Annotated in this window: 19 protein-coding genes; 5 read left to right on the top strand and 14 right to left on the bottom strand. The window is 73.3% G+C overall.

The genetic code is table 11. The features are described 5' to 3' along the window. Positions 1-33 precede the first annotated feature (33 nt). The 7 genes from ACU436_RS17825 to ACU436_RS17795 are packed head-to-tail and all read right to left on the bottom strand — an operon-like array spanning position 34 to position 5,916. On the bottom strand, positions 34-1,008 hold the full coding sequence (locus ACU436_RS17825; protein WP_459026605.1) for an LLM class flavin-dependent oxidoreductase: 975 nt from the start codon (positions 1,006-1,008) through the stop codon (positions 34-36). A 15-nt stretch (positions 1,009-1,023) separates the two neighbouring features. Next, on the bottom strand, positions 1,024-1,647 hold the full coding sequence (locus tag ACU436_RS17820; protein WP_459026603.1) for a VOC family protein: 624 nt from the start codon (positions 1,645-1,647) through the stop codon (positions 1,024-1,026). Beyond that, positions 1,644-2,219, bottom strand: coding sequence for a UbiX family flavin prenyltransferase (locus ACU436_RS17815; protein ID WP_459026602.1), 576 nt, complete (start codon positions 2,217-2,219; stop codon positions 1,644-1,646). The genes ACU436_RS17820 and ACU436_RS17815 overlap by 4 nt, the downstream gene beginning before the upstream one ends. After that, positions 2,212-3,594, bottom strand: coding sequence for a UbiD family decarboxylase (locus tag ACU436_RS17810; RefSeq protein ID WP_459026601.1), 1,383 nt, complete (start codon positions 3,592-3,594; stop codon positions 2,212-2,214). Before ACU436_RS17810 ends, ACU436_RS17815 begins: the two co-directional genes overlap by 8 nt. Continuing rightward, positions 3,591-5,024, bottom strand: a complete 1,434-nt coding sequence (locus tag ACU436_RS17805; protein ID WP_459026599.1) for a sodium:solute symporter family protein — start codon at positions 5,022-5,024, stop codon at positions 3,591-3,593. Before ACU436_RS17805 ends, ACU436_RS17810 begins: the two co-directional genes overlap by 4 nt. Further along, positions 5,021-5,776 carry an SDR family NAD(P)-dependent oxidoreductase gene (locus ACU436_RS17800; protein ID WP_459026597.1) on the bottom strand — a complete coding sequence of 252 codons (756 nt, stop codon included), beginning with the start codon at positions 5,774-5,776 and terminating at the stop codon, positions 5,021-5,023. Before ACU436_RS17800 ends, ACU436_RS17805 begins: the two co-directional genes overlap by 4 nt. Then, a complete protein-coding gene (locus ACU436_RS17795; protein ID WP_459026595.1) occupies positions 5,773-5,916 on the bottom strand; it encodes a hypothetical protein in 144 nt (47 codons plus the stop codon). The genes ACU436_RS17800 and ACU436_RS17795 overlap by 4 nt, the downstream gene beginning before the upstream one ends. Positions 5,917-6,064: 148 nt before the next feature. On the opposite strand from ACU436_RS17795, the gene ACU436_RS17790 reads away from it, so the two are divergent. Together ACU436_RS17790 and ACU436_RS17785 are read left to right on the top strand one after the other, a co-directional pair. After that, positions 6,065-6,466, top strand: a complete 402-nt coding sequence (locus tag ACU436_RS17790; protein ID WP_459026593.1) for a PPOX class F420-dependent oxidoreductase — start codon at positions 6,065-6,067, stop codon at positions 6,464-6,466. 6 nt (positions 6,467-6,472) lie between these two features. After that, positions 6,473-6,988, top strand: coding sequence for a putative immunity protein (locus tag ACU436_RS17785; RefSeq protein ID WP_459026591.1), 516 nt, complete (start codon positions 6,473-6,475; stop codon positions 6,986-6,988). A 236-nt stretch (positions 6,989-7,224) separates the two neighbouring features. Here ACU436_RS17785 and ACU436_RS17780 read toward each other — a convergent pair whose 3' ends face one another. After that, complete coding sequence (locus ACU436_RS17780; protein WP_459026589.1) at positions 7,225-7,818, bottom strand: TetR/AcrR family transcriptional regulator; 594 nt, start codon at positions 7,816-7,818, stop codon at positions 7,225-7,227. 76 nt (positions 7,819-7,894) lie between these two features. Here ACU436_RS17780 and ACU436_RS17775 point away from each other — a divergent pair, with 76 nt between their 5' ends. Both ACU436_RS17775 and ACU436_RS17770 read left to right on the top strand, forming a co-directional pair. Then, positions 7,895-8,725, top strand: coding sequence for an alpha/beta hydrolase family protein (locus ACU436_RS17775; RefSeq protein ID WP_459026587.1), 831 nt, complete (start codon positions 7,895-7,897; stop codon positions 8,723-8,725). After that, positions 8,722-9,840 carry a YbfB/YjiJ family MFS transporter gene (locus ACU436_RS17770; RefSeq protein ID WP_459026585.1) on the top strand — a complete coding sequence of 373 codons (1,119 nt, stop codon included), beginning with the start codon at positions 8,722-8,724 and terminating at the stop codon, positions 9,838-9,840. Before ACU436_RS17775 ends, ACU436_RS17770 begins: the two co-directional genes overlap by 4 nt. Here ACU436_RS17770 and ACU436_RS17765 read toward each other — a convergent pair. The 6 genes from ACU436_RS17765 to ACU436_RS17740 all read right to left on the bottom strand — a co-directional run bounded on the left by ACU436_RS17765 (position 9,803) and on the right by ACU436_RS17740 (position 17,722). Next, positions 9,803-10,735: a LysR family transcriptional regulator gene (locus ACU436_RS17765; RefSeq protein ID WP_459026584.1), complete on the bottom strand. Its 933-nt coding sequence runs from the start codon at positions 10,733-10,735 to the stop codon at positions 9,803-9,805. The genes ACU436_RS17770 and ACU436_RS17765 overlap by 38 nt on opposite strands. Before the next feature lie 8 nt (positions 10,736-10,743). Continuing rightward, complete coding sequence (locus tag ACU436_RS17760) at positions 10,744-11,877, bottom strand: 2Fe-2S iron-sulfur cluster-binding protein (protein ID WP_459026583.1); 1,134 nt, start codon at positions 11,875-11,877, stop codon at positions 10,744-10,746. Positions 11,878-12,011: 134 nt separating this feature from the next. Next, positions 12,012-12,878: an FAD binding domain-containing protein gene (locus ACU436_RS17755; protein ID WP_459026581.1), complete on the bottom strand. Its 867-nt coding sequence runs from the start codon at positions 12,876-12,878 to the stop codon at positions 12,012-12,014. Between the two features lie 165 nt (positions 12,879-13,043). Continuing rightward, positions 13,044-13,823, bottom strand: coding sequence for an enoyl-CoA hydratase/isomerase family protein (locus ACU436_RS17750; RefSeq protein ID WP_459026579.1), 780 nt, complete (start codon positions 13,821-13,823; stop codon positions 13,044-13,046). Then, positions 13,804-16,212, bottom strand: coding sequence for a xanthine dehydrogenase family protein molybdopterin-binding subunit (locus ACU436_RS17745; protein ID WP_459026577.1), 2,409 nt, complete (start codon positions 16,210-16,212; stop codon positions 13,804-13,806). The genes ACU436_RS17750 and ACU436_RS17745 overlap by 20 nt, the downstream gene beginning before the upstream one ends. After that, complete coding sequence (locus ACU436_RS17740) at positions 16,205-17,722, bottom strand: class I adenylate-forming enzyme family protein (RefSeq protein WP_459026575.1); 1,518 nt, start codon at positions 17,720-17,722, stop codon at positions 16,205-16,207. Before ACU436_RS17740 ends, ACU436_RS17745 begins: the two co-directional genes overlap by 8 nt. A gap of 126 nt (positions 17,723-17,848) precedes the next feature. On the opposite strand from ACU436_RS17740, the gene ACU436_RS17735 reads away from it, so the two are divergent. Then, positions 17,849-18,418 (top strand): PadR family transcriptional regulator, encoded by a 570-nt coding sequence (locus ACU436_RS17735; RefSeq protein WP_459026573.1) that lies wholly within the window; start codon positions 17,849-17,851, stop codon positions 18,416-18,418. Positions 18,419-18,536: the final 118 nt, after the last annotated feature.

Below are 18,536 nucleotides of genomic sequence, written 5' to 3'. Positions count from 1 at the left end.
GGATCGGGCCGGGGGCACGGCAAGGTTAAGCGGTCAGCTGCCCTGCAGCCGCGGGATGACCTCCTTGACGAGCAGGTCGAGCTGGCGCCGCCAGTCCCACGACGTGATCCGCAGCGTCACCTCGGTGGCGCCGTCGGCGTAGAGCCGCTCGATGTCGGCGGCCGCCTGTTCCGGGGTGCCGGTGGCGGTCCAGTGCCTCGTCGCCTCCCGGTCGAAGACGGGGCCGTAGTACTCGCCGAGGAAGCGGTAGCTCTCCTCGTACGCCTCCTCGCGGTCCGGCGAGAGGTTGAGGTTGTGGTAGGCCGAGACGGGGAAGGTGTCCGGGTCGCGCCCCTCCTCCACCAGGAACTCCTTGATCGCCGGGAGGTTGACCGTCAGGTGCTCGGGGCTCTTGCGCGTGGTCATCCACCCGTCGGCGATGCGCGCGACGCGGCGCAGCGCGCGGGTGGCGATCGGCTCGGGCGCCGGGTTGGACGCGATGTAGATCGGCGGCGGCGACTGCACCGGCTTCGGCAGCACGGTCACGTTCTCGAACGACGTGTACCGCCCGTTGTAGGTGACGTCCTCCTCCGTCCAGAGGCGCCGGACGATGTCGGTGTTCTCCTCCATCCGGTTCGCCCGCGAGGCGTCGCTGACGCCGTAGGGCGCGCCCTCCCGCGCGGAGGCGTCCTTGGGCTTGACGATCCCGGTGCAGACCGCGAGCAGCATCCGTCCGGCGGACAGCTGGTCGAGCGTGGCCCACTGGTCGGCGAACAGGATCGGGTCCCGCACCGGGAAGCTCGCCATGCAGCCCACGGCGAGCCGGACGTTGCGGGTGACCGCGGCGAGCGAGCCGAACAGGGCGATCGACTCCGGCCGCGGCTTGGCGAGCAGGCTGTCGCCGATCCAGAGCGACTCGAACAGGCCGGTCTCGTCGGCCCAGTGCCCGGTCTCGACGAGCTCGGAGAGGCTCAGCACGTCGAAGAACGTGCCTCGCTGCGGAAGTGTCAGCCCGATCTTCCGGGTCATCGGATCTCCTCCTGGTCAGCTGATCGTGATCTCACCGCGAGGGGTGTCGAGCACCGCCTGCAGCGCGGCCGGTCCCTCCGTGACGTCGAGGGTGACGCCCAGGGCCGCGAGCGCGGCCCGTACGGCGGGCGGGTCGGGGTGGCGGCCGGCGAGCGAGACGAGCCGCAGCTGCGGCAGGCCGGCCGCCGTGGGGTGCCGGGCGTCGCGCCAGTCGATGAGCGCGGGGGCGAGCCCGTCGAAGCGGTCGCCGCGGTTGGGCGTGAGCCGCCACTCCAGGAGATGGCCGTCGGGGGTCCGGCGCGAGAGCGGCGCGATGTCCCCCGGGTCGTAGCCGCGCTCACGGGCGTGCCGCACGGTCGCCTCGAGATCGGCGGGCCGGACCACCCAGGCAGCCAGCCGCGGACCGGTCAACCGGTCGATGCCGAAGACGTCCGGCAGCGGCGTCTCGGCCGGGTCGTCGGGGCCGATCAGCTCCAGGTACGCCGCCCCGCCGAGGCCGACGAGGTGGTTGCGGGTGCCGCGGCCGACGTGCCGGCCGCCGAGCACCGGCGCCACCCCGGTGCGCTCGGTGAACTCGGCGACGAGCGCGTCCAGGTCGGGTGTCGCGTACACGAGGTGGTCCATCCGCGGCTCGATCACGGCGCCACCGGCTCGCCCCAGCGGCGGACGACCCCGAGGTCGAGGTCGAAGAGGTCGAGCACGCGCCCGACGGTGTGGTCCACCATCTCCTCCAGGCTCGCCGGGCGGGCGTAGAAGGCGGGCACCGGCGGGGCGATGACCGCGCCCAGCTCGGTCAGCTCCGCCATGGTCCGCAGGTGGTTGCGGTGCAGGGGGGTCTCCCGGACCATCAGCACCAGCCTGCGCCGCTCCTTCAGCACCACGTCGGCCGCGCGGGCGAGCAGGCTCGTCGTCACGCCCGAGGCGATCTCCGACATCGACTTCACCGAGCACGGCGCCACCACCATCCCCAGCGTCCGGAACGAACCACTGGAGATCGCGGCGCCGAGGTCGGTGTTGGAGTAGGTGATGTCGGCGAGTGCGGTGAGGTCGCCGACGGACATGTCGGTCTCGTAGGCGAGCGTCATGCGCGCCGACTTCGTGACGACGAGGTGCGTCTGCACCGGGGTGGGCCGCAACAGCTCGAGCAGCCGCACGCCGTAGGTGATCCCGGAGGCGCCGGAGATGCCCACGACCAGCCGGGGTTCAGCCATGGCAGGCCTGCAGCCAGTCGGCCGGGGCGGGCGCGGTGAGCGCGTCGATGTCGAGGTCGCGTTCGCCGGGCACCGCGATCCGCGTGAACTTCATGGGCGGCGCGTCGACCGGGACCGTGGCGTCGAAGCCCATCTTGGCGCTGATGCCCTCGGTCGCGGACGGGTCGAGCTTGGAGCCCTGGCCGCCGCCGACCACGACGAGGTCGCGGTCGGCCTGGAAGCGGGTGGCGACGGCCCACTCCACCTCGGTGGGGTCGTGCACGTCCACGTCCGAGTCGACGACGGTGACGTGCTTGATGTCGTAGTGCGTGCCCAGCGCGCCGAGTACGACGTTCTTCGCCTCGCCCGGCGCCGGCCGCTCCACCTGCACGTACAGGTGGTACCGGCAGGTGCCGCCGCGGGACAGGTGCACGTCGCGCACGCAGGGGAAGCTGCGCCGCAGGCTCGCCAGGAAGGACGCCTCCCGGGGGATCCCGCCGAGCAACAGGTGCTCCAGCCCGCCACCGACGATCGTGTGGTAGATCGGCGACTCCCGGTGGGTGAGCGCGTCGATCTCGATGACGTGCCGCTCGGCCCGCTCCCCGTAGTACTGCGGGAACTCGCCGAACGGGCCCTCGGGCTCGCGCACCTTCGCGAGCAGCCGTCCCTCCAGGACGATCTCGGCGTCGGCGGGCACGCGCACCTCGTTGGTGACGCAGCGGGTGACCGGCAGCGGCTCGCCGCGCAGGGCGCCGGAGATCTCCAGCTCGTCGTGGTCGATCGGGACGATGGCCTGCGAGGCCATCAGCGTGAGCGGGTCCACCCCGATCACGATGGCGATCTCCAGGTCCGCCCCCGCCGACTCCTGAGCCTGGAAGAAGGCGAGCGTGTGCCGGGGCAGCAGCAGCGCGCCGAGCCGGTCCGGCCCGCTGACCTGCAGCCGGTGGATCGAGACGTTCTGCACGCCCGTGTCCGGCCGGCGCGCGATCAGCAGGCCCGCGGTGATGTAGGCACCGTGGTCGTGCTCGTTGTGCGTGGGGATCGGCAGCATCGTGGTGAGGTCGACGTCCTTGCGGACCACCTGCTGGCAGGCGGCGTCCTCGACGTCCCGGCTCGGGACCGGCTCCAGGCACGCGTCGCGGTAGCGCTCGACCAGCCGGTCCTGCGGCACACCCACCGCCTCGGCCATCCAGGCTCGGTCCGAGAGCAGCCCGGACACGATCGGGACGGGGTGCCCGCCCGGTCGCGGGAACAGGGTGGCGCTGCGCCCGTCGAGGCGGTTGGCGATGCCCGCGACGCCGAACCTCAGGTCGGCGCCGGGCCGCGCCACGGCGAGCCGGTCGCGCGAGCGCAGGTGGTCGAGCCAGCCCCTGAGGCTCGCTCCGGGCGGGGTCATGTCGCCTCCCTGCTGGTCGGTTCGGTACTGGTCGGCCCCGTGCTGGTCGGTTCGGCCGGGGCCTGGCCGCGGTTCAGCAGGTGCGCCACCGTCATGATCACGATCGGCGTGGCGACGGCGATGTACGCGTTGTCGATGCCGAACGGGTCGCCTGCGAGGAACCACCCCGTGGTCGCGACGAGCGCGGCGACGATGGACCAGAAGGCGGCCTTGCTGCTGCCGTACCCGGGCTTGTAGAACATCAGGACGATCAGTACCGCCAGCGCCGCGCGCAGCGACTTGGCCAGGAACGTCACCGCGAGCACGTCCTTGGCGAGGAGCGCGAGCACGATCGGCAGGACGCCCGCCACGAACGTGGCCACCCGGAGGAAGACGACGTCCTTGCGGTCGTCGCCCTCCCGGTTGAAGTACGGCCGGTAGAAGTCCTTGAGCATCAGCGTCGACGCGCCGATGATCAGCGCCGCGATGCTGCCGAGGATCGCGCCGACGAGCCCGCACATGACGAGCCCGGTCAGCACCGGGTCGATGTCGACGGCCAGCGCGGGCAGCGCGTCGATCGACTTGATGCCCGGGTAGAGCACCGCGCTCGCCATGCCGACGACGGCGGCGAGGATGCCGAACGGCACGAGCATCAGCGCCGCGTAGAAGCCGGCCCGCTGCGCGCGCTCGGGGTCCCGGACCGTGGTGACCGCCTGCACGACGTACTGCGTGGCGAAGATCGCGCCGATCCCCGCGATCAGCCAGGCGAAGATCTGCGCCCACCCGACGCCGTCCACCGAGAAGCTCGCCTCGGGCAGCGCGGCCCGCAGGTCGTCGATGCCCCCGATGCGCGACAGGCCGATCCCGGCCAGCAGCGCCACCGCCGCCAGCTTCATGATCGCGTGGAGCAGGTTCGTGTAGACGACGGAGCGCATGCCGCCGATGACCACGTAGACCGACGCGAGCACCCCGACGATGATCGTCGCCCAGGTGTGGTCGATGCCCAGCAGCGTGGCCAGGATCGCCCCGCCGCTGGCGTAGATGGCGACGGCCACGATCAGCAGCGCGCAGGTCATCACCACCGAGGTGGCCGTGCGCACGCCCTCGCCGTAGATGCGGGCCATCGCGCCGGAGATCGTGTTCTCCCCGAGCGCTTTGTACTTCTTCGCCACGAACAGCGAGAACAGGACGAACCCGATCGCCAGCGCGATCACGTTCCAGGCCGCCGAGATCCCGGTGCTGTACGCCTCCTGCGCCGTGCCCAGCGTCGCCGACGTCCCGATGAACTCCGACATCAGCAGGAACCCGATCATGATCGCCGGGAACACGCGGCCGCCGCTCGCGAACCCCTCCGACGTCCGGGACGAGCGGCGCACGACGAGGCTGATCCCGGCCAGCACCACCATGTAGACCACGACGATGAGCAGGACGATCCACACCCGTTCCATCATGTGAACACCACTCCACCGTCGACGACCAGGGTCTGCCCGGTCAGGAATCCCCCGGAATCGGAGGCGAGGAACAACACGGCCCCGACCAGGTCATCGGGCACCATCTCGCGGGCGAGCGCCCGGCCGCCGGCGGCGGCGGCGATGTAGGCGTCCGAGTTCATCGACCGGGTGGCCTCGTCGGTGACCAGGCCGGGTGCGACCGCGTTGACGGTGATGCCGTCCGGCCCGAGCTCGCGGGCCGCCGCACGGGTCAGCGCATCCACGGCGCCCTTGGAGGCGACGTAGTGGGCGAAGCCGGGCACCCCCATCCGGGCGGTCGACGAGGAGATGTTGACGATCCGGCCACCGCCCGCCGCGCGCATCGCCGGAACGACCGCCTTGATCCCCTGCCACGTTCCCCGCACGTTGACGCGCAGCACGGTGTCCCAGTCGTCGGCGGAGAGCTCCGTGAGCGGGCGCTTGGCCCCGAGGCCCTGGTAGATCGCGGCGTTGTTCACGAGTGCGTCGACGCCGCCGAACTCGGCGTTCGCCCGGGCCACGAGCGCGGCCCAGTCGTCGTCGGAGGTGATGTCGCCCGCCACGAAGACGGCGCGGTCGCCCGCCTTCGCCGCGAGGTCGGCGCCGGCCCCGGCCGCGGCCGGGACGTCCGTGGCGACCACGTTCGCGCCGGCCTCGGCGAAGGCGTGGACGTAGCGCTCGCCGATCCCGCCGGTCGCCCCGGTGACGATCACGGTCTTCCCGTCGAGGCTCATGCCGGACTCCGTTCCGGTCGGGGTGCGGCGCCGGCCGCGGGCTCGCGTTCCGGCGCGCCGCGGGTGATCCCCGCGCCGGCGAGGAACAGCACCACGCAGGCTGCCAGGAAGATCGCGAGCCTGCTGGGGCTGCCGGCCACGGCGGCTCACCTCCTCGGACTCCTCCTCTGACAGTACGATCCGGACCGTCTGGAAGGTACGTCTGATGCGCAATGGGAGGCATAGCCAGGGCCACTCGGAATGTCGGAGGGTCGACGTAGCGTGCCGAGCACCCGGAAGGAGAACCCGATGGCGCAGCTCACCGACGAGGTACGCACGCTGTTCGACGACAAGAACTTCGCCGTTCTGTCCACGCTCGAACCGGACGGAGCGCCGCACTCCACGGTGGTCTGGGTCATGCGCGACGGAGACGAGCTCCTGTTCGCGCTGCCGAGGAGCCGCCGCAAGACCGCCAACCTGTACCGCGACCCCCGGGCCAGCGTCGTGATCTTCGATCCGACCAGCCCCTACGAGAGCGTCCAGGTGCAGGGCACCTCGTCCATCGAGGACGACCCGGACGGAAGGCTGATCGACCGGCTGTCGCACAAGTACACGGGCGGGCCCTACCCCGGCTTCGCCGGGCCGAACCCGGACTGGGTCACCGTGCGGGTCACGGCGGAGAAGGTCTTCAGCCCCTGGCCGAACGCCTGACCCACCATGATCCTGCCGAAGGTCCGCGACCCCCGCTTCGTGACGATCCGCCGCGGCGGCACCCTCACCGATCCGGATCACCACCTCCTCGCCCTGTGGGCGGCATCCTGCGCGGAGCACGTCCTCCCCTTCTTCGAGGCGGCCCGGCCCGAGGACCCACGGCCGCGGCAGGCGATCGAGCACGCCCGCGCCTGGGTGCGTGGCGAGGTCGGGATGATGCGGGCTCGCGCCGCCGGTGGCCACGCGATGGGCGCGGCCCGAGACCTGCGCGGGGCCGCGCGGCACGCCGCATACGCCGCCGGGCAGGCCGGGGCCGTCGCGCACGTCGCCGCGCACGAGCTCGGTGCGGCCGCCTACGCGATCAAGGCAGCGCGTGCCGCCGCACCGGAAGGCGAGGAAGAGGCCGCCGGCCGACTCGAATGCCGGTGGCAGCGCGACCGGCTCCCGGACGCGATCCGCGAGCTCGTGCTCGACGACCAGCGGTTGCGGAACGACATCTGCTGGTCGGTGTTCGACTGCTGAGCGACGCCCTGCGAAGCGGGCATCCGCGTGCCGCGGATAGCGCTACCCATTGATCACATGCTTGCGACCGTCCTCGGGAGGGCGCTGAGCGGGATCTGGCAACGATCAACGCGTCATGATCGGTCCGAGATCGGCCGCAGCGCCCACCCGAGGGCGTTCAGCCGCAGCTGATCATGGAGAGGCAATGCGAGCAAGACGTATGCCCGGGGACGGCAACGGGCCCGACCGGGGGTCGGTCACGCACCCCTCTCACTCCCGGCGGCGAGCAGGGTGAGGGCGGCCTCGCGCGCCTGGGATGCGGTGTCGGCGACGCCGTGGTGGGCGGCCACCACCGTCGCCCCCTCGACCAGCATCAGGAGCTGACGGCCGAGGCCCTCCGGGTCGGCGACCCCGGCGGAGGCGGCGATGCCGGTGAGGAGGTCCAGGTAGCGGCCGAGGTGCCGGCCGGTGATGGCACGGACCGGGTCGTCGTGGTGCTGGGCGGCGGCGTTCACCATCGCGCAGCCGCGGAACGGCGGCTCCCGGTACCACCGGCCGAGCGCGTCGAAGACGGCGGCGAGCTGGTCGGCGGGATCGTCGCCGGCCGCCGCGACGGCCGCGGCCATCCAGCCGTGCACCCGCTCGCTCCGCGCCTCCAGCACGGCCTGGACCAGGCCGTCCTTGGCGCCGAAGTGGCGGTAGAGCGTCTCCTTGGAGACGCCGAGCCGGGTACACAGCTCGGCCACGCCGACGCCGTCGAGCCCACGCTCGTACAGCAGCGGGGTGGCCGCCTCGACGATGGCGACCCGGGTGCGGGCCGGGTCGATCGTCGAGCCCTTGGCCACTGGCATGCCACACATCGTACCGCTCGGTTCGATGAGCTGGTACCGTCCTGGCGGTACCGATCGGTTCGATCTAGGAGGCCGCATGACGGACCCGCTGGCCGCCGATCCCCCACCGGACCCGGACCTCCCGGCCACCACACCGGCGCTGACGTTTCGCAGCGGCGGCGAAGAGCTGCTGGGCGTGCTGCACGTACCCGCGGGTCCCGGCCCGCATCCCGTCGTCGTGCTCCTGCACGGGTTCCCCGGCAACGAGCGCAACTTCGACCTCGCGCAGGTGCTGCGCCGGGCCGGTTACGCGGCGCTCGTCTTCCACTACCGCGGCTCGTGGGGCGTGGGCGGCACGTGGTCGTGGGGCCACGTGCTCGAGGACTCGGCCGCGGCCGTGGCCGCCGTGCGCGGCCACGACCTCGTGAGCACGCACCGGCTCGATCCGCGCCGCCTGACGCTGATCGGGCACAGCCTCGGCGGGTTCGCCGCGCTGATGACCGCGGCGGCGGAGCCGTCCGTCACCACTGTCGCCTCGGTGGCCGGGGTCGACTTCGGTGCCGTCGCCGCGCTCTGCAGCGCCGACGCGGCCGCCAGGGCAGACCTGGTCGAGGCGTACGCCGCGGAGCTGGGCCCGCTTCGCGGCACCAGCGGGGAGGCGTTGGTCGCCGAGCTGGAAGCCGCCGGGGAGTCGTGGGGGCTCACCCGGCTCGCGCGACCACTCGCCGACCGCCCGGTCCTGCTGGTCGCCGGGGGCCGGGACACCGTCGCGCCGTACGACGTGCACCACGAGCCGTTGGTGGAGGCGTTCCGGGCGGAGCCCGTCGAGCGGCTCGAGCACCACCTCTTCCCCACCGACCACGCCCTCTCGGACCACCGCGTGGCGCTGGCGCGCACGATCCTCGCCTTCCTGGCGCGGCACCCGTGACCCAGGCACTGCGGCTGGCGCTCGGCACGGCGTCGGCGCTCGGGTTCGCGCGGTTCGCGTACGGGCTCCTGCTGCCGGGCATGCGCGACGACCTGCACTGGAGCCTCGGTGAGGCCGGCGCGATGAACACCGCCAACGGGCTCGGTTACCTGATCGGCGCCCTGATCACCGCCGCCGACGTCCGCCGGCTCGGCACCGCGGCCGCCTTCCGCTGGGGCATGGTCCTCACGGCCGTGGCGCTGGCGGCCACCGCGATCACCGGCGACTACCTGGTTCTGCTGATCGCCAGGACGGCGGCCGGAGTCACCGGCGCGGTCGTCTTCATCACCGGCGGGGTGATCGCGGCCCGCTCCCCGACCGCCGCCGCGATCCCCGTCTACTTCGCGGGCAGTGGGCTGGGCATCGCCGTCAGCGGCGCCGCCATCCCCGCGCTGGGCCCCCACTGGCGCGCGGGCTGGGTCGGGCTGGGCGTCGCCGCCGGGCTCGCGGCGTGGCTGAGCTGGGGCGCCGCCCGTGGGGACGGGGACGCCCCGACCACCACCACCGGGCGGGCGCGGGTGCTCCCGCTGTGGCGGACGGCCGTGGCCTACCTGCTGTTCGCGGCCGGGTACATCACCTACATCACGTTCCTGTCCGCGTATCTCGCCGAGCAGGACGCCCCGGCCGTGCAGGTGGCGCTGACCTGGACCGCGCTGGGCGCGGCTGTGGTCGCGGTGCCCACGCTGTGGAGCCGCCCCCTCTCCCGCTGGCCCGGCAACACCGCACTCGCCGCGATACTGGCCCTCCTGGCCGGCGGATCGGCGCTCGCGCTGGTCTCCCCGGCGCCGCCGGTCGTCCTCGCCTCGGCGATCGTCTACGGGGCGACGTTCCTCGGCGTGCCCGCCGCCGTCACCACGCTGATCAAGAGGGACACCCCACCGGCCGACTGGACGGCAACGCTCGCGGCCTTCACCACCGTCTTCGCGGCCGGCCAGACCGCGGGGCCGTGGATCGCGGGCGTCATCGCCGACCACACCTCGACCGCTGCCACGGTGGCGTGGACGGCCGTGCTCTGCGCCGCGGGGGCGGCGATCGCCGTCACCGCCCGCCAGCCGCACCCGATCCCGCGGGCGTGAAGCCCTCGTCGCGAGGCGAGGCACGGTCGCAGATGGCGAGCAGCCGGTCGAGGAACGCGGCCACCGGGGGCGACTCGACCGCGGTGCGCCGCCAGACCACGCCCAGCTCCCGGTGGGCCTGCGGGTCCGACACCCGCACGAGGTGCTCGGCGCCGGACGCCGCGAGCCGGGGCAGCAGGGCGACGCCCACGCCGCTGCGCACCATGCCGTGCACGATCGAGAGCTGCCCCGTCTCGATCACGGCGCGGGGCGCGAACCCGGCCTCCGCGCACAGCCGGTCGGCCAGCTCCCGCAGGCCGTAGCCGCTGCGCATGCTGACGAACTCCTCGTCCGCGAGCTCGCGGAGGGCGACCTCCCGCCGGTCCGCCAGGGGATGGCCGGGCGGCACGAGCACGACGAACGGCTCGCGGACGAGGGTGCGGGCGCCGAGGCCGGCGAGCGTCACCGGCATGCGCGTGACCGCCATGTCGAGCTCGCCGGCCTGCACGAGCTGCTCGAAGTCGCGCGAGACGTCGTGCTCGACCAGGTGCACCGTGACGCCGGGGTGCTCGGCCCGGAACCCGGCGAGCACTGGGGGCAGCAGGTGCGCGGCGACGCTCGGCAGCACGCCGACGGCCACCCGCCCGTGGCGGAGCCCGACGACGTCCGCCACGCGATCGCGGCCCTGCGCCAGCTCGGCGAGCGCGCGCTCGGCGTGGTCGAGGAACGCCGTGCCGGCCTCCGTGAGCACGACCCTGCGGGCGAGCCGTTCGAAGAGCTTCGCGCCGATCTCCTGCTCCAGCTTGCGGATCTGGATCGACAGCGTCGGCTGGGCCAGGAACAGCGAGGCCGCGGCCTGCGTCATGCTGCCCTCCTTCGCCACGGCGACGAAGTAGCGCAGCTGATGCAGCTCCATGGCGTGAGCTAACGCGACCCGCGGATCCGGCGCAGCGCGGAACGCAGGCGGGCGGCGGCGGTGGCGGCGAGCAGCGCCAGCACGCTCGGCGGCTTCGCGGGCGTGGCGGGCGCCTTCCCGGTGCGCGCGTTCTCCTCGACGGCCGCGGCGAACTGTTCGAACATGCGCCTGCTCACGTCGCCCGCGAGCGCCCGGCCGAACTGCGCGATCCGGCCCGAGAGGTGCAGCGCCGCGTCGGCCTCGAGGACCGTGCCGCCCGACGGACCCGGTTCGGTGCGCAGCCGGATGTCGGCCTGCGTGGTGCTCCCGCCGGTGTCGGCGCCCTGCGCCGCCACCCGCATCCGGTACCCCTCGCGCTCGACCACCTGCGCCATCCCGTCGAACGCCAGCTTCACCGGGCCGAGCGCCACCGTCGCGCGGCCGCGGTAGCGGTCGGCGCCCAGGACCTCGAGGAGCTCGGCGCCGGGCAGGCAGGCCGCCAGCCGGTGGAAGTCGTCGAGCACCTCCCACACCTTCTCCACCGGCACGTCGAGCTCCGCGCGCACCTGCACCGTGGCCGACGGCGCACCCGTGGGCAGCTCGATCGGTCGTGCCGGGATACGGGTGCTGGGGGCCTCGTACTCACCCACGGCATGGTCCGTCCCGCGACTGATGATCGTGCGCGGCCGGCAGTTGCGCGGGGCCGGCAGCCCGTCCGGGTGCTCGGCGGCGACGTCGGCGACGGCCGCGAGGATCCCGCGGTACCCGGTGCACCGGCACAGCACGCCCGACATCTCCACCGGCAGCTCCTCGGGCGGGACCGGGGTGCCGTCGGCGAGCAGGTCGTAGCTGCTCATGAGCATGCCGGGGGTGCAGAAGCCGCACTGCAGGCCGTGGTGCGCGGAGAACGCCCGCTGCAGCGGGTGCTGGTCCTCCTGGCTGCCCAGCCCCTCCACGGTGACGATCTCCGCGCCCTCGCACTGCACCGCGAACAGCAGGCACGCGCGGGCCGCCGCGCCGTCGACGAGCACGGTGCACATGCCGCAGACACCGTGCTCGCAGCCCAGGTGCGTGCCGGTGAGGCCGAGCTGCTCGCGCAGCGCGTCGGCGAGGTGCATGCGGGGTGGCACGCGCACGGTGACCGCGGCCCCGTTGACGGCCATAGCGACCTCGACGCGCTCGAAAGCAGCGACCTTGATCGGCCGCGGGGCCACCGGTCCTGCAGCAAGGTGGCTTTGCTCCGGTTCAACCGCAGTAAAGCCACCTTGCTGCGATTCGGCGCGGCGTTGGGGAGCACTCATCGCGATACCTCCTCCCTCTGGGCACGGGCTCCGCGCAGGGCCCGGCCCAACTCGCGCGCGGCCAGCACGGCGAAGAGGCGCCTGCGGTAGCCGGTGGAGCCGTGCCCGTCCCCCGCGGTGTCCACGACCTCGGCGGCCAGCTCCGCCATCGGGCCCCGGAGATCCGGCTCGCCCACTAGGTGGGTGACGTCCCTGGTCACCGGGCGGTCGGAGATCCCGAACCCGGTGAGCCGGGCCTGCGCGACGGCGCCGTCCTCGTCGACCCGGACCATCGTCGCGACGCCTGCGAGGGCGAAGTCGCCGTGCCGCCGCGCGATCTCCGCGAACCCGAAGCCCTCCCCGGGCCGGGCGGCCGGGAACTCGACGGAGACGACCACGTCCGCGGGCCCGGCGCCGGTGGTCATGGCCCCGGCGAAGAACTCGCCCGCCGGCACCCGGCGCCGCCCGGCGGGGCCGGCGACCTCGACCGTCGCGTCCAGGCACGACGCCACCGCGGGCAGCTCGGCCGCCGGGTCGGCGTGCGCGAGGCTGCCGACCACGGTGCCGCGGCTGCGCAGCTCGCGGTGCCCGACGAAGGGCATCGCCATCCCGATCAGCGGCACGGAGCGGGTCTCGGCGGCCCGTTCGACGGTGCGCTGCCGCACGGCCGCACCGATCCGCAGCGCGCCGGTTGCGGCGTGGAACCCGTGCAGCTCGGCGACGGAGTTGATGTCGACGAGCGTGGCGGGCCGGCCCAGCCGCATCGCCAGCACCGGCACCAGCGACTGCCCGCCCGCGAGCACCTTTGCGTCGCCCGCGGACAGCTCGGCGAGGACGTCGTCGAGCTCCGCGGGGCGCACGTAGGCGAACGGCGGGGCCTTCACGGGTGCCCCCCGCCGGACGTCCAGTGCGCGTATCGGCGGATCCAGGTTTCCGCTGGGTGTGCCGGCGGGCCGGACTCGTATTGGACATACTCGGCCGGTTCGCCGGTGCGCCCAGCGGGAAGCTGGGCCGTCGAGACATGTGCGGGACGTCCGGTGGGGGGCACCTTAACGTCCCCGGAACTCCGGCTTGCGCTTCTCGCCGAACGCCTTGACGCCCTCGGCGAAGTCCTCGGTGGCCCGCAGCATCGCGTAGGCCTTCCGCTCCAGCTCGATGCCCGTGTACAGCGGCCCGTCGAGGCCCTTGTCGAGCACCTCCTTGGCGGTGCGCTGGGCCGACGGCGAGAAGCCGGCCATCTTGGTGGCCAGCGCCTCCACGGCGGTGTCGAGCGCGGCGCGGTCGTCGTGCAGGCCGGCCACCAGGCCCCAGTCGAGCGCCTGCTGCGCCTGGATCCGCGTGGCGGTCAGGACGTGGAACTTCGCCCGCGAGAGCCCGATCAGCCGGCCGAGCCGCTGGGTGCCGCCGGAGCCGGGGATCATCCCGAGGTTCATCTCCGGCAGCGCGAACTGGCTGCGCGGGGTGGCCAGCCGGATGTCGCAGGACAGCACCAGCTCCAGGCCCACGCCGAACGCGTAGCCGTCGATGGCCGCGATCACCGGCTTGGGGCTGCGCGCCGCTGCCGTGACGTTGTGGCCGAGGTCGGTGAAGTCGATCGGGTCGACCTCCATGAACCCCGCGATGTCCCCGCCGGACGAGAAGTGCTCGCCGTCGGAGCGGATCACCACGACGCGCACGTCGTCGTCGCGGTCGATCTCCGCGAACCGCTCCGCCACGAGCCCGCGCATCTCCCACGTGATCACGGTGTACTTGCCGTGGGACAGCGTCAGGTAGGCGATCCGGCCGTCCGGGGAACGGTCGAGGCGAACCTCACCGCCGGTCAGCGCCATGGGTCAACTCCTTCTTGTCGAGCAGCTGGTGGAGCACCTCGCCGTGCAGGGGCAGACGGGTGATGGGGACGCGTGCCGGTCGCAGCGCGTCGGCGACGGCGTTCGCGAACGCCACCGGGAAGCTCATCGACGACCCCTCCCCGCACCCCTTCGCCCCGAGCGGGGTGAGCGGCGACGGGGAGACGACGTGGTCGGTGCGCAGGTCGTAGCCAGTCTCGGCGGCCGTCGGGCAGAGGTAGTCGAGGAACGTCGCCGACGTGGGCTGGCCGGAGTCGGCGTAGGTGAACTCCTCGTACATGGCCCCGCCGAGGCCGTGGGTGAGTGCGCCGAGCACCTGCCCGTCGAGCAGCTGCTGGTTGAGCACGGTGCCCGAGTCGTGCACCGACGAGACCCGGTCGAGGGTGATCTCGAGGGTGTCCGGGTCGATCCGCACGGCGACGACCTCGGCGACGAAGCCGTAGCACAGCGAGGAGTTGATGCGGTCGTCGCGCGTGGCCGCCTTGGCGTCGGGCGTGAACGCGGCCTCCTCGTACAGGCGGGCGGGGGTGCCCGCGGGCAGGGCGCCGGGATCCCAGTGCACGAGCCCGGCCGCGTGCCGGAACTGCACGGCGCGATCCGGGTCGGACCGGTGCCGGACCAGGCCTGCGGCCAGCTCCAGCTCCTCGGCCGGGAGGTCCAGCATCACCCCGGCCGCGGCGCGGACGGTGGCGGCGATCCGGTCGGCGGCCTGCACGACGGCGCTGGTCACGAGCGGCGCGAACCGCGACGAGTAGCTGCCGGAGGTGACCGTCCACGGCGTGGTCGCGGTGTCCATGTCGACGACGACCCGCACCTGCTCGACGGGCAGGCCGAGCCGCTCCGCGGCCACCGCGCGGGCGACGGTGGCGTGCCCCTGGCCCTGCGGGACGCTACCCAGCAGCACTGTGACCAGGCCCTGCATGTCGACGGAGACCCGCACGTGCTCGGTGGAACCGGACTTGTCCCGGCCGGGCCTGCGCTGCTCGCTCGGCGTCGCCAGGCCGACGTAGCCGATGTTGGTGCCGGACGGGTCGACGACCAGCCCGACGCCGACGCCGTAGAAGCCGCCCGCCGCCCGCGCCTCGTCCTGCCGGGCCCGCAGCTCGGCCAGGTCGGCGTTCTTCACCGCGAGGTCGACGGCCGCGGTGTAGTCGCCCGAGTCGTACACGCCGCCGGTGGGCGTCTCGTACGGGAATGAGCCGACGAGGTTGCGCCTGCGCACCTCGAACACGTCCTGCCCGGTGGCGTCGGCGACCGCGTCCATCAGGCGTTCGAGCCCGAAGTAGAGCTGCTGGCCGCCGAAGCCGCGGTTGAGCCCCACCGGCATCTGGTTGGTGACGACGGCCCGCGCCCTGATCTCCACGGCCCCGATCCGGTACGGGCCGGTGATGTTGCCGTAGCAGCGGTAGAGCGTGGACGGCTCGGGCGGGCGCATGTACGCGCCGACGTTGTCCACGAGGTCGGCCTTGAGCGCGGTGACCGTGCCGTCGGCGGTGACCGCCGCGGCGAAGCGCATCACCCGGTCCGCGCCCGCCGAGCTGGCGAGCAGGTGCTCGATGCGGTCCTCGGTCCAGCGCACCGGGGTGCCGGAGTGCTTCGACGCGAGCGCCATGAGCACGACGTAGGGGTAGATCCCGGCCTTGATGCCGAAGCTGCCGCCGATGTCGGCGGGCACGTGCAGCCTGATCGCCGAGGTCGGCAGGCCCAGGGCGCCCGCCATCACCGGCACCATCGTGAACGGGCCGTGGAAGTTGGCCCACGCCTCGACCGACGGGCCCTCGCGCCAGTCGGCGATCACCGAGTAGCACTCCATCGGCACCGACGAGTAGCGCGGGAAGTCGTACTCCCCCTCGACGACGTGGGCGGCGTTCGCGAACTCCTCGTCGACCGGGCCGAAGGAGAACGTCCGGTCCGTGGCGACGTTCGAGCCGGCGTCCGCGTGCAGCAAGGGGACGTCCGGCTCCAGCGCCGCGCGCGGGTGCACGACGGCCGGCAACGGCTCGTAGTCGACCGTCACCAGCTCGGCGGCGTCCTCGGCCGTGTACCGGTCCGTTGCCACGACGACCGCGATCGGCTCGCCGACGAAACGGACCTTGTCGGTGCCGGTCGGGTAGTACGGCATCGCCGCCCCGGTGGAGAGCGGGAACGGGCGCAGCGCGGCGAGCACCTCGTCCGGCCCGATCACCGCGGCGACGCCCGGGTGCGCCCGCGCCCGGGAGAGGTCCACCCCGCGCAGCCGGGCGTGCGGCTGTGTCGACCGCACGACCGCCGCGACGAGGGTGCCGGGGAGCGGGTCCAGATCGTCGAGGAACCGGCCCTGGCCGGTGACCAGCGGGCCGTCCTCGGTGCGGGCAGGCGTCCAGTCAGCCACGGTCTCGCTCCGCGAGAGCCGTGAAGTCGCCGGCCACGAGCGTGCGCCGCAGCGTCTTGCCCACCCCGGAGCGCGGGATGGCGTCGACGGCGATCACCCGCTTGGGCCGCTTGAGCGAGGGCAGGACGTCCCGGGCGTAGGCCATCACCTTCTCCGCGGCGGCCAGGGGGTCGGTGTCCCGCGCCGGCACGACGAACGCCGTGACCGCATGGCCCCACCGCTCGTCGGGCAGCCCGACGACGCAGACGTCGTCGACGGCGGGGCAGCGCACGAGCGCGGCCTCGATCTCGTCCGGGTAGATGTTCTCCCCACCCGAGTTGATCATGTCGTCGACGCGGCCGGAGACCCACAGGTCGCCCTCCTCGTCGGCGACGGCGAGGTCGCCGGTGTAGTACCAGCCGTCGCGGATCGCCTTCTCGTTCGCGTCGGGCCGGTTCCAGTACCCGCCGAACGCCTCCGGGCTCGCCATCGACACGATCACCTGCCCCTGCTCCCCCGGCGCGACGAGCGCGTCGGGCGGGGTACCCGGATCGGGACCGACGAGCCGCACGCGGGAGAAGATGCCCGCCCGGCCCGCCGATCCGGGCTTGGCCGCGACGTCGGGCCCGATGGTGAACGTGTAGATCTCGGTGCTGCCGAAGTGGTTGACGAACGCCTTCGGCGCCACCTCGGCCACCAGCCGCTCGGCGAGCGAGGGCGTCATCGCCGCCCCGGCGTACGCGAGCCGGTCCAGCGCACGGGCCTCGTGCAGGCGCCCGGTGCGCAGCAGCGACCAGAAGATCGTGGGCACCAGGTACAGCGACGACACGTTCTCGGACGTGACCAGCGCGATCGACTCGTCCGCGTCGAACGCGGGCTGCCCCACCCAGGTGCCACCGACGATGATGCTGGTCAGCAGCGTGCGCAGCCCCATCGTGTGGAACATCGGCATCACGCCGAGCACCACCTCGCCGGCGCGCTGCTGGGTCTGCACGGCGTGCGCGACGGCGGCGCTGTGCTCGGCGCCGTGGGTACGCGGCACGCCCTTGGGCCGGCCGGTGGTGCCGGAGGTGTAGAGCATGACGCTGACGTCGGTCTCGGTGGGCTGGAGGCCGAGGGAGTGGTCGGGCTCGCGCTCGGCGGCGGCGTCGATCTCGGTGACGTCCCGCAGCGGGATCTCACCCGCCGCCGCGGCCGCGCGCTCGGCGTTGGCCGCGTCGGCGACGACGAGCGTGGCGGCGGCGTCGGAGACGCAGTAGCGCAGCTCGCCGGGCCCGAACCGCGTGGAGAGCGGCACCGAGACCGCGCCCAGCTTCTGCGCCGCCAGGTGGAGGCTGGCGAGGGGTTCACCGCCGGTCAGGACGAACGCGACCCGGTCGCCGGGACGCACGCCGGCCGCGGCCATCGCCCGGGCCAGCCGGTTGGTGCGCGCGTCCCACTCGAGGTAGCTCAGGTGCCGCCCGTGCCCGCGCACCGCGGGCCGCTCCGGGAAGCGCTCGGCCGTCCAGCGCATGACCGTTCCCAGATCCATGCGACCTCCTCTACGCTCTGTTTCAGACCGTACTGTCCGGACTTTCCGGTGGCAAGCCCAGACCATCCGTCTCGGACGGTACGACCCGGTAAGATCGGCGGCTCGGCGTTGGGAGGGGAGAGGCCGGTGAGCGAGGTACGGCTGTCCGCGACGTCCTACGTCGTACTCGGGATGGTCGCATTGCGCGGCCCGTCCACGCCGTACGAGCTCAAGCGCGCAGTGGGGCACTCCGTGGGCTACTTCTGGCACTTCCCGCACGCCCAGCTGTACTCGGAGCCGGACCGGCTGGCCGGGCTCGGGCTCCTGGAGCTGGCCGTCGAGGAGAGCGGGCGGCGGCGCAAGACCTACTCGCTCACCGACGCCGGGCGGGCGGCGTTGCAGGACTGGCTCGCCTCCCCCACCAACGAGCACTTCCAGATGCGGGACATCGCCGAGCTCAAGCTCTTCTTCAACGAGGCCGGCGCCCCGGAGGACGTTGCGGCGCTCGCCCACGACCAGATCAAGCAGCACGAGGAGCGGATCGCGGTCTACGAGGGAATGGTCGAGCGCTTCGGCGAGGACCCGCACGCCCAGCCTCGGATGATCACCCTGGAGCTCGGGCTGGAGATGGAGCACGCGGCGCTGCGGTTCTGGTCGGCCCTCGCCGACGGTGACCTCGACCGCCTCCGGGCGGCCCGGCGCCCGAGCGAGGGGTGAGCCGGGGGTTGTTCAGGGTCGGATCGGGGGCTTTCCCCATGGTCCGGACCGGGTCGGGCCAGCAGAGTCGGCGCCATGCGGTGCACACCAGGCGACCCACCAGCTGCGTCCGAGCCAC

It is taken from the genome of Pseudonocardia wallangbongensis (genome assembly GCF_054486945.1).
The sequence above is the reverse complement of the archived record's forward strand: the minus strand, read 5'-3'. Positions and strand labels throughout refer to the sequence as shown.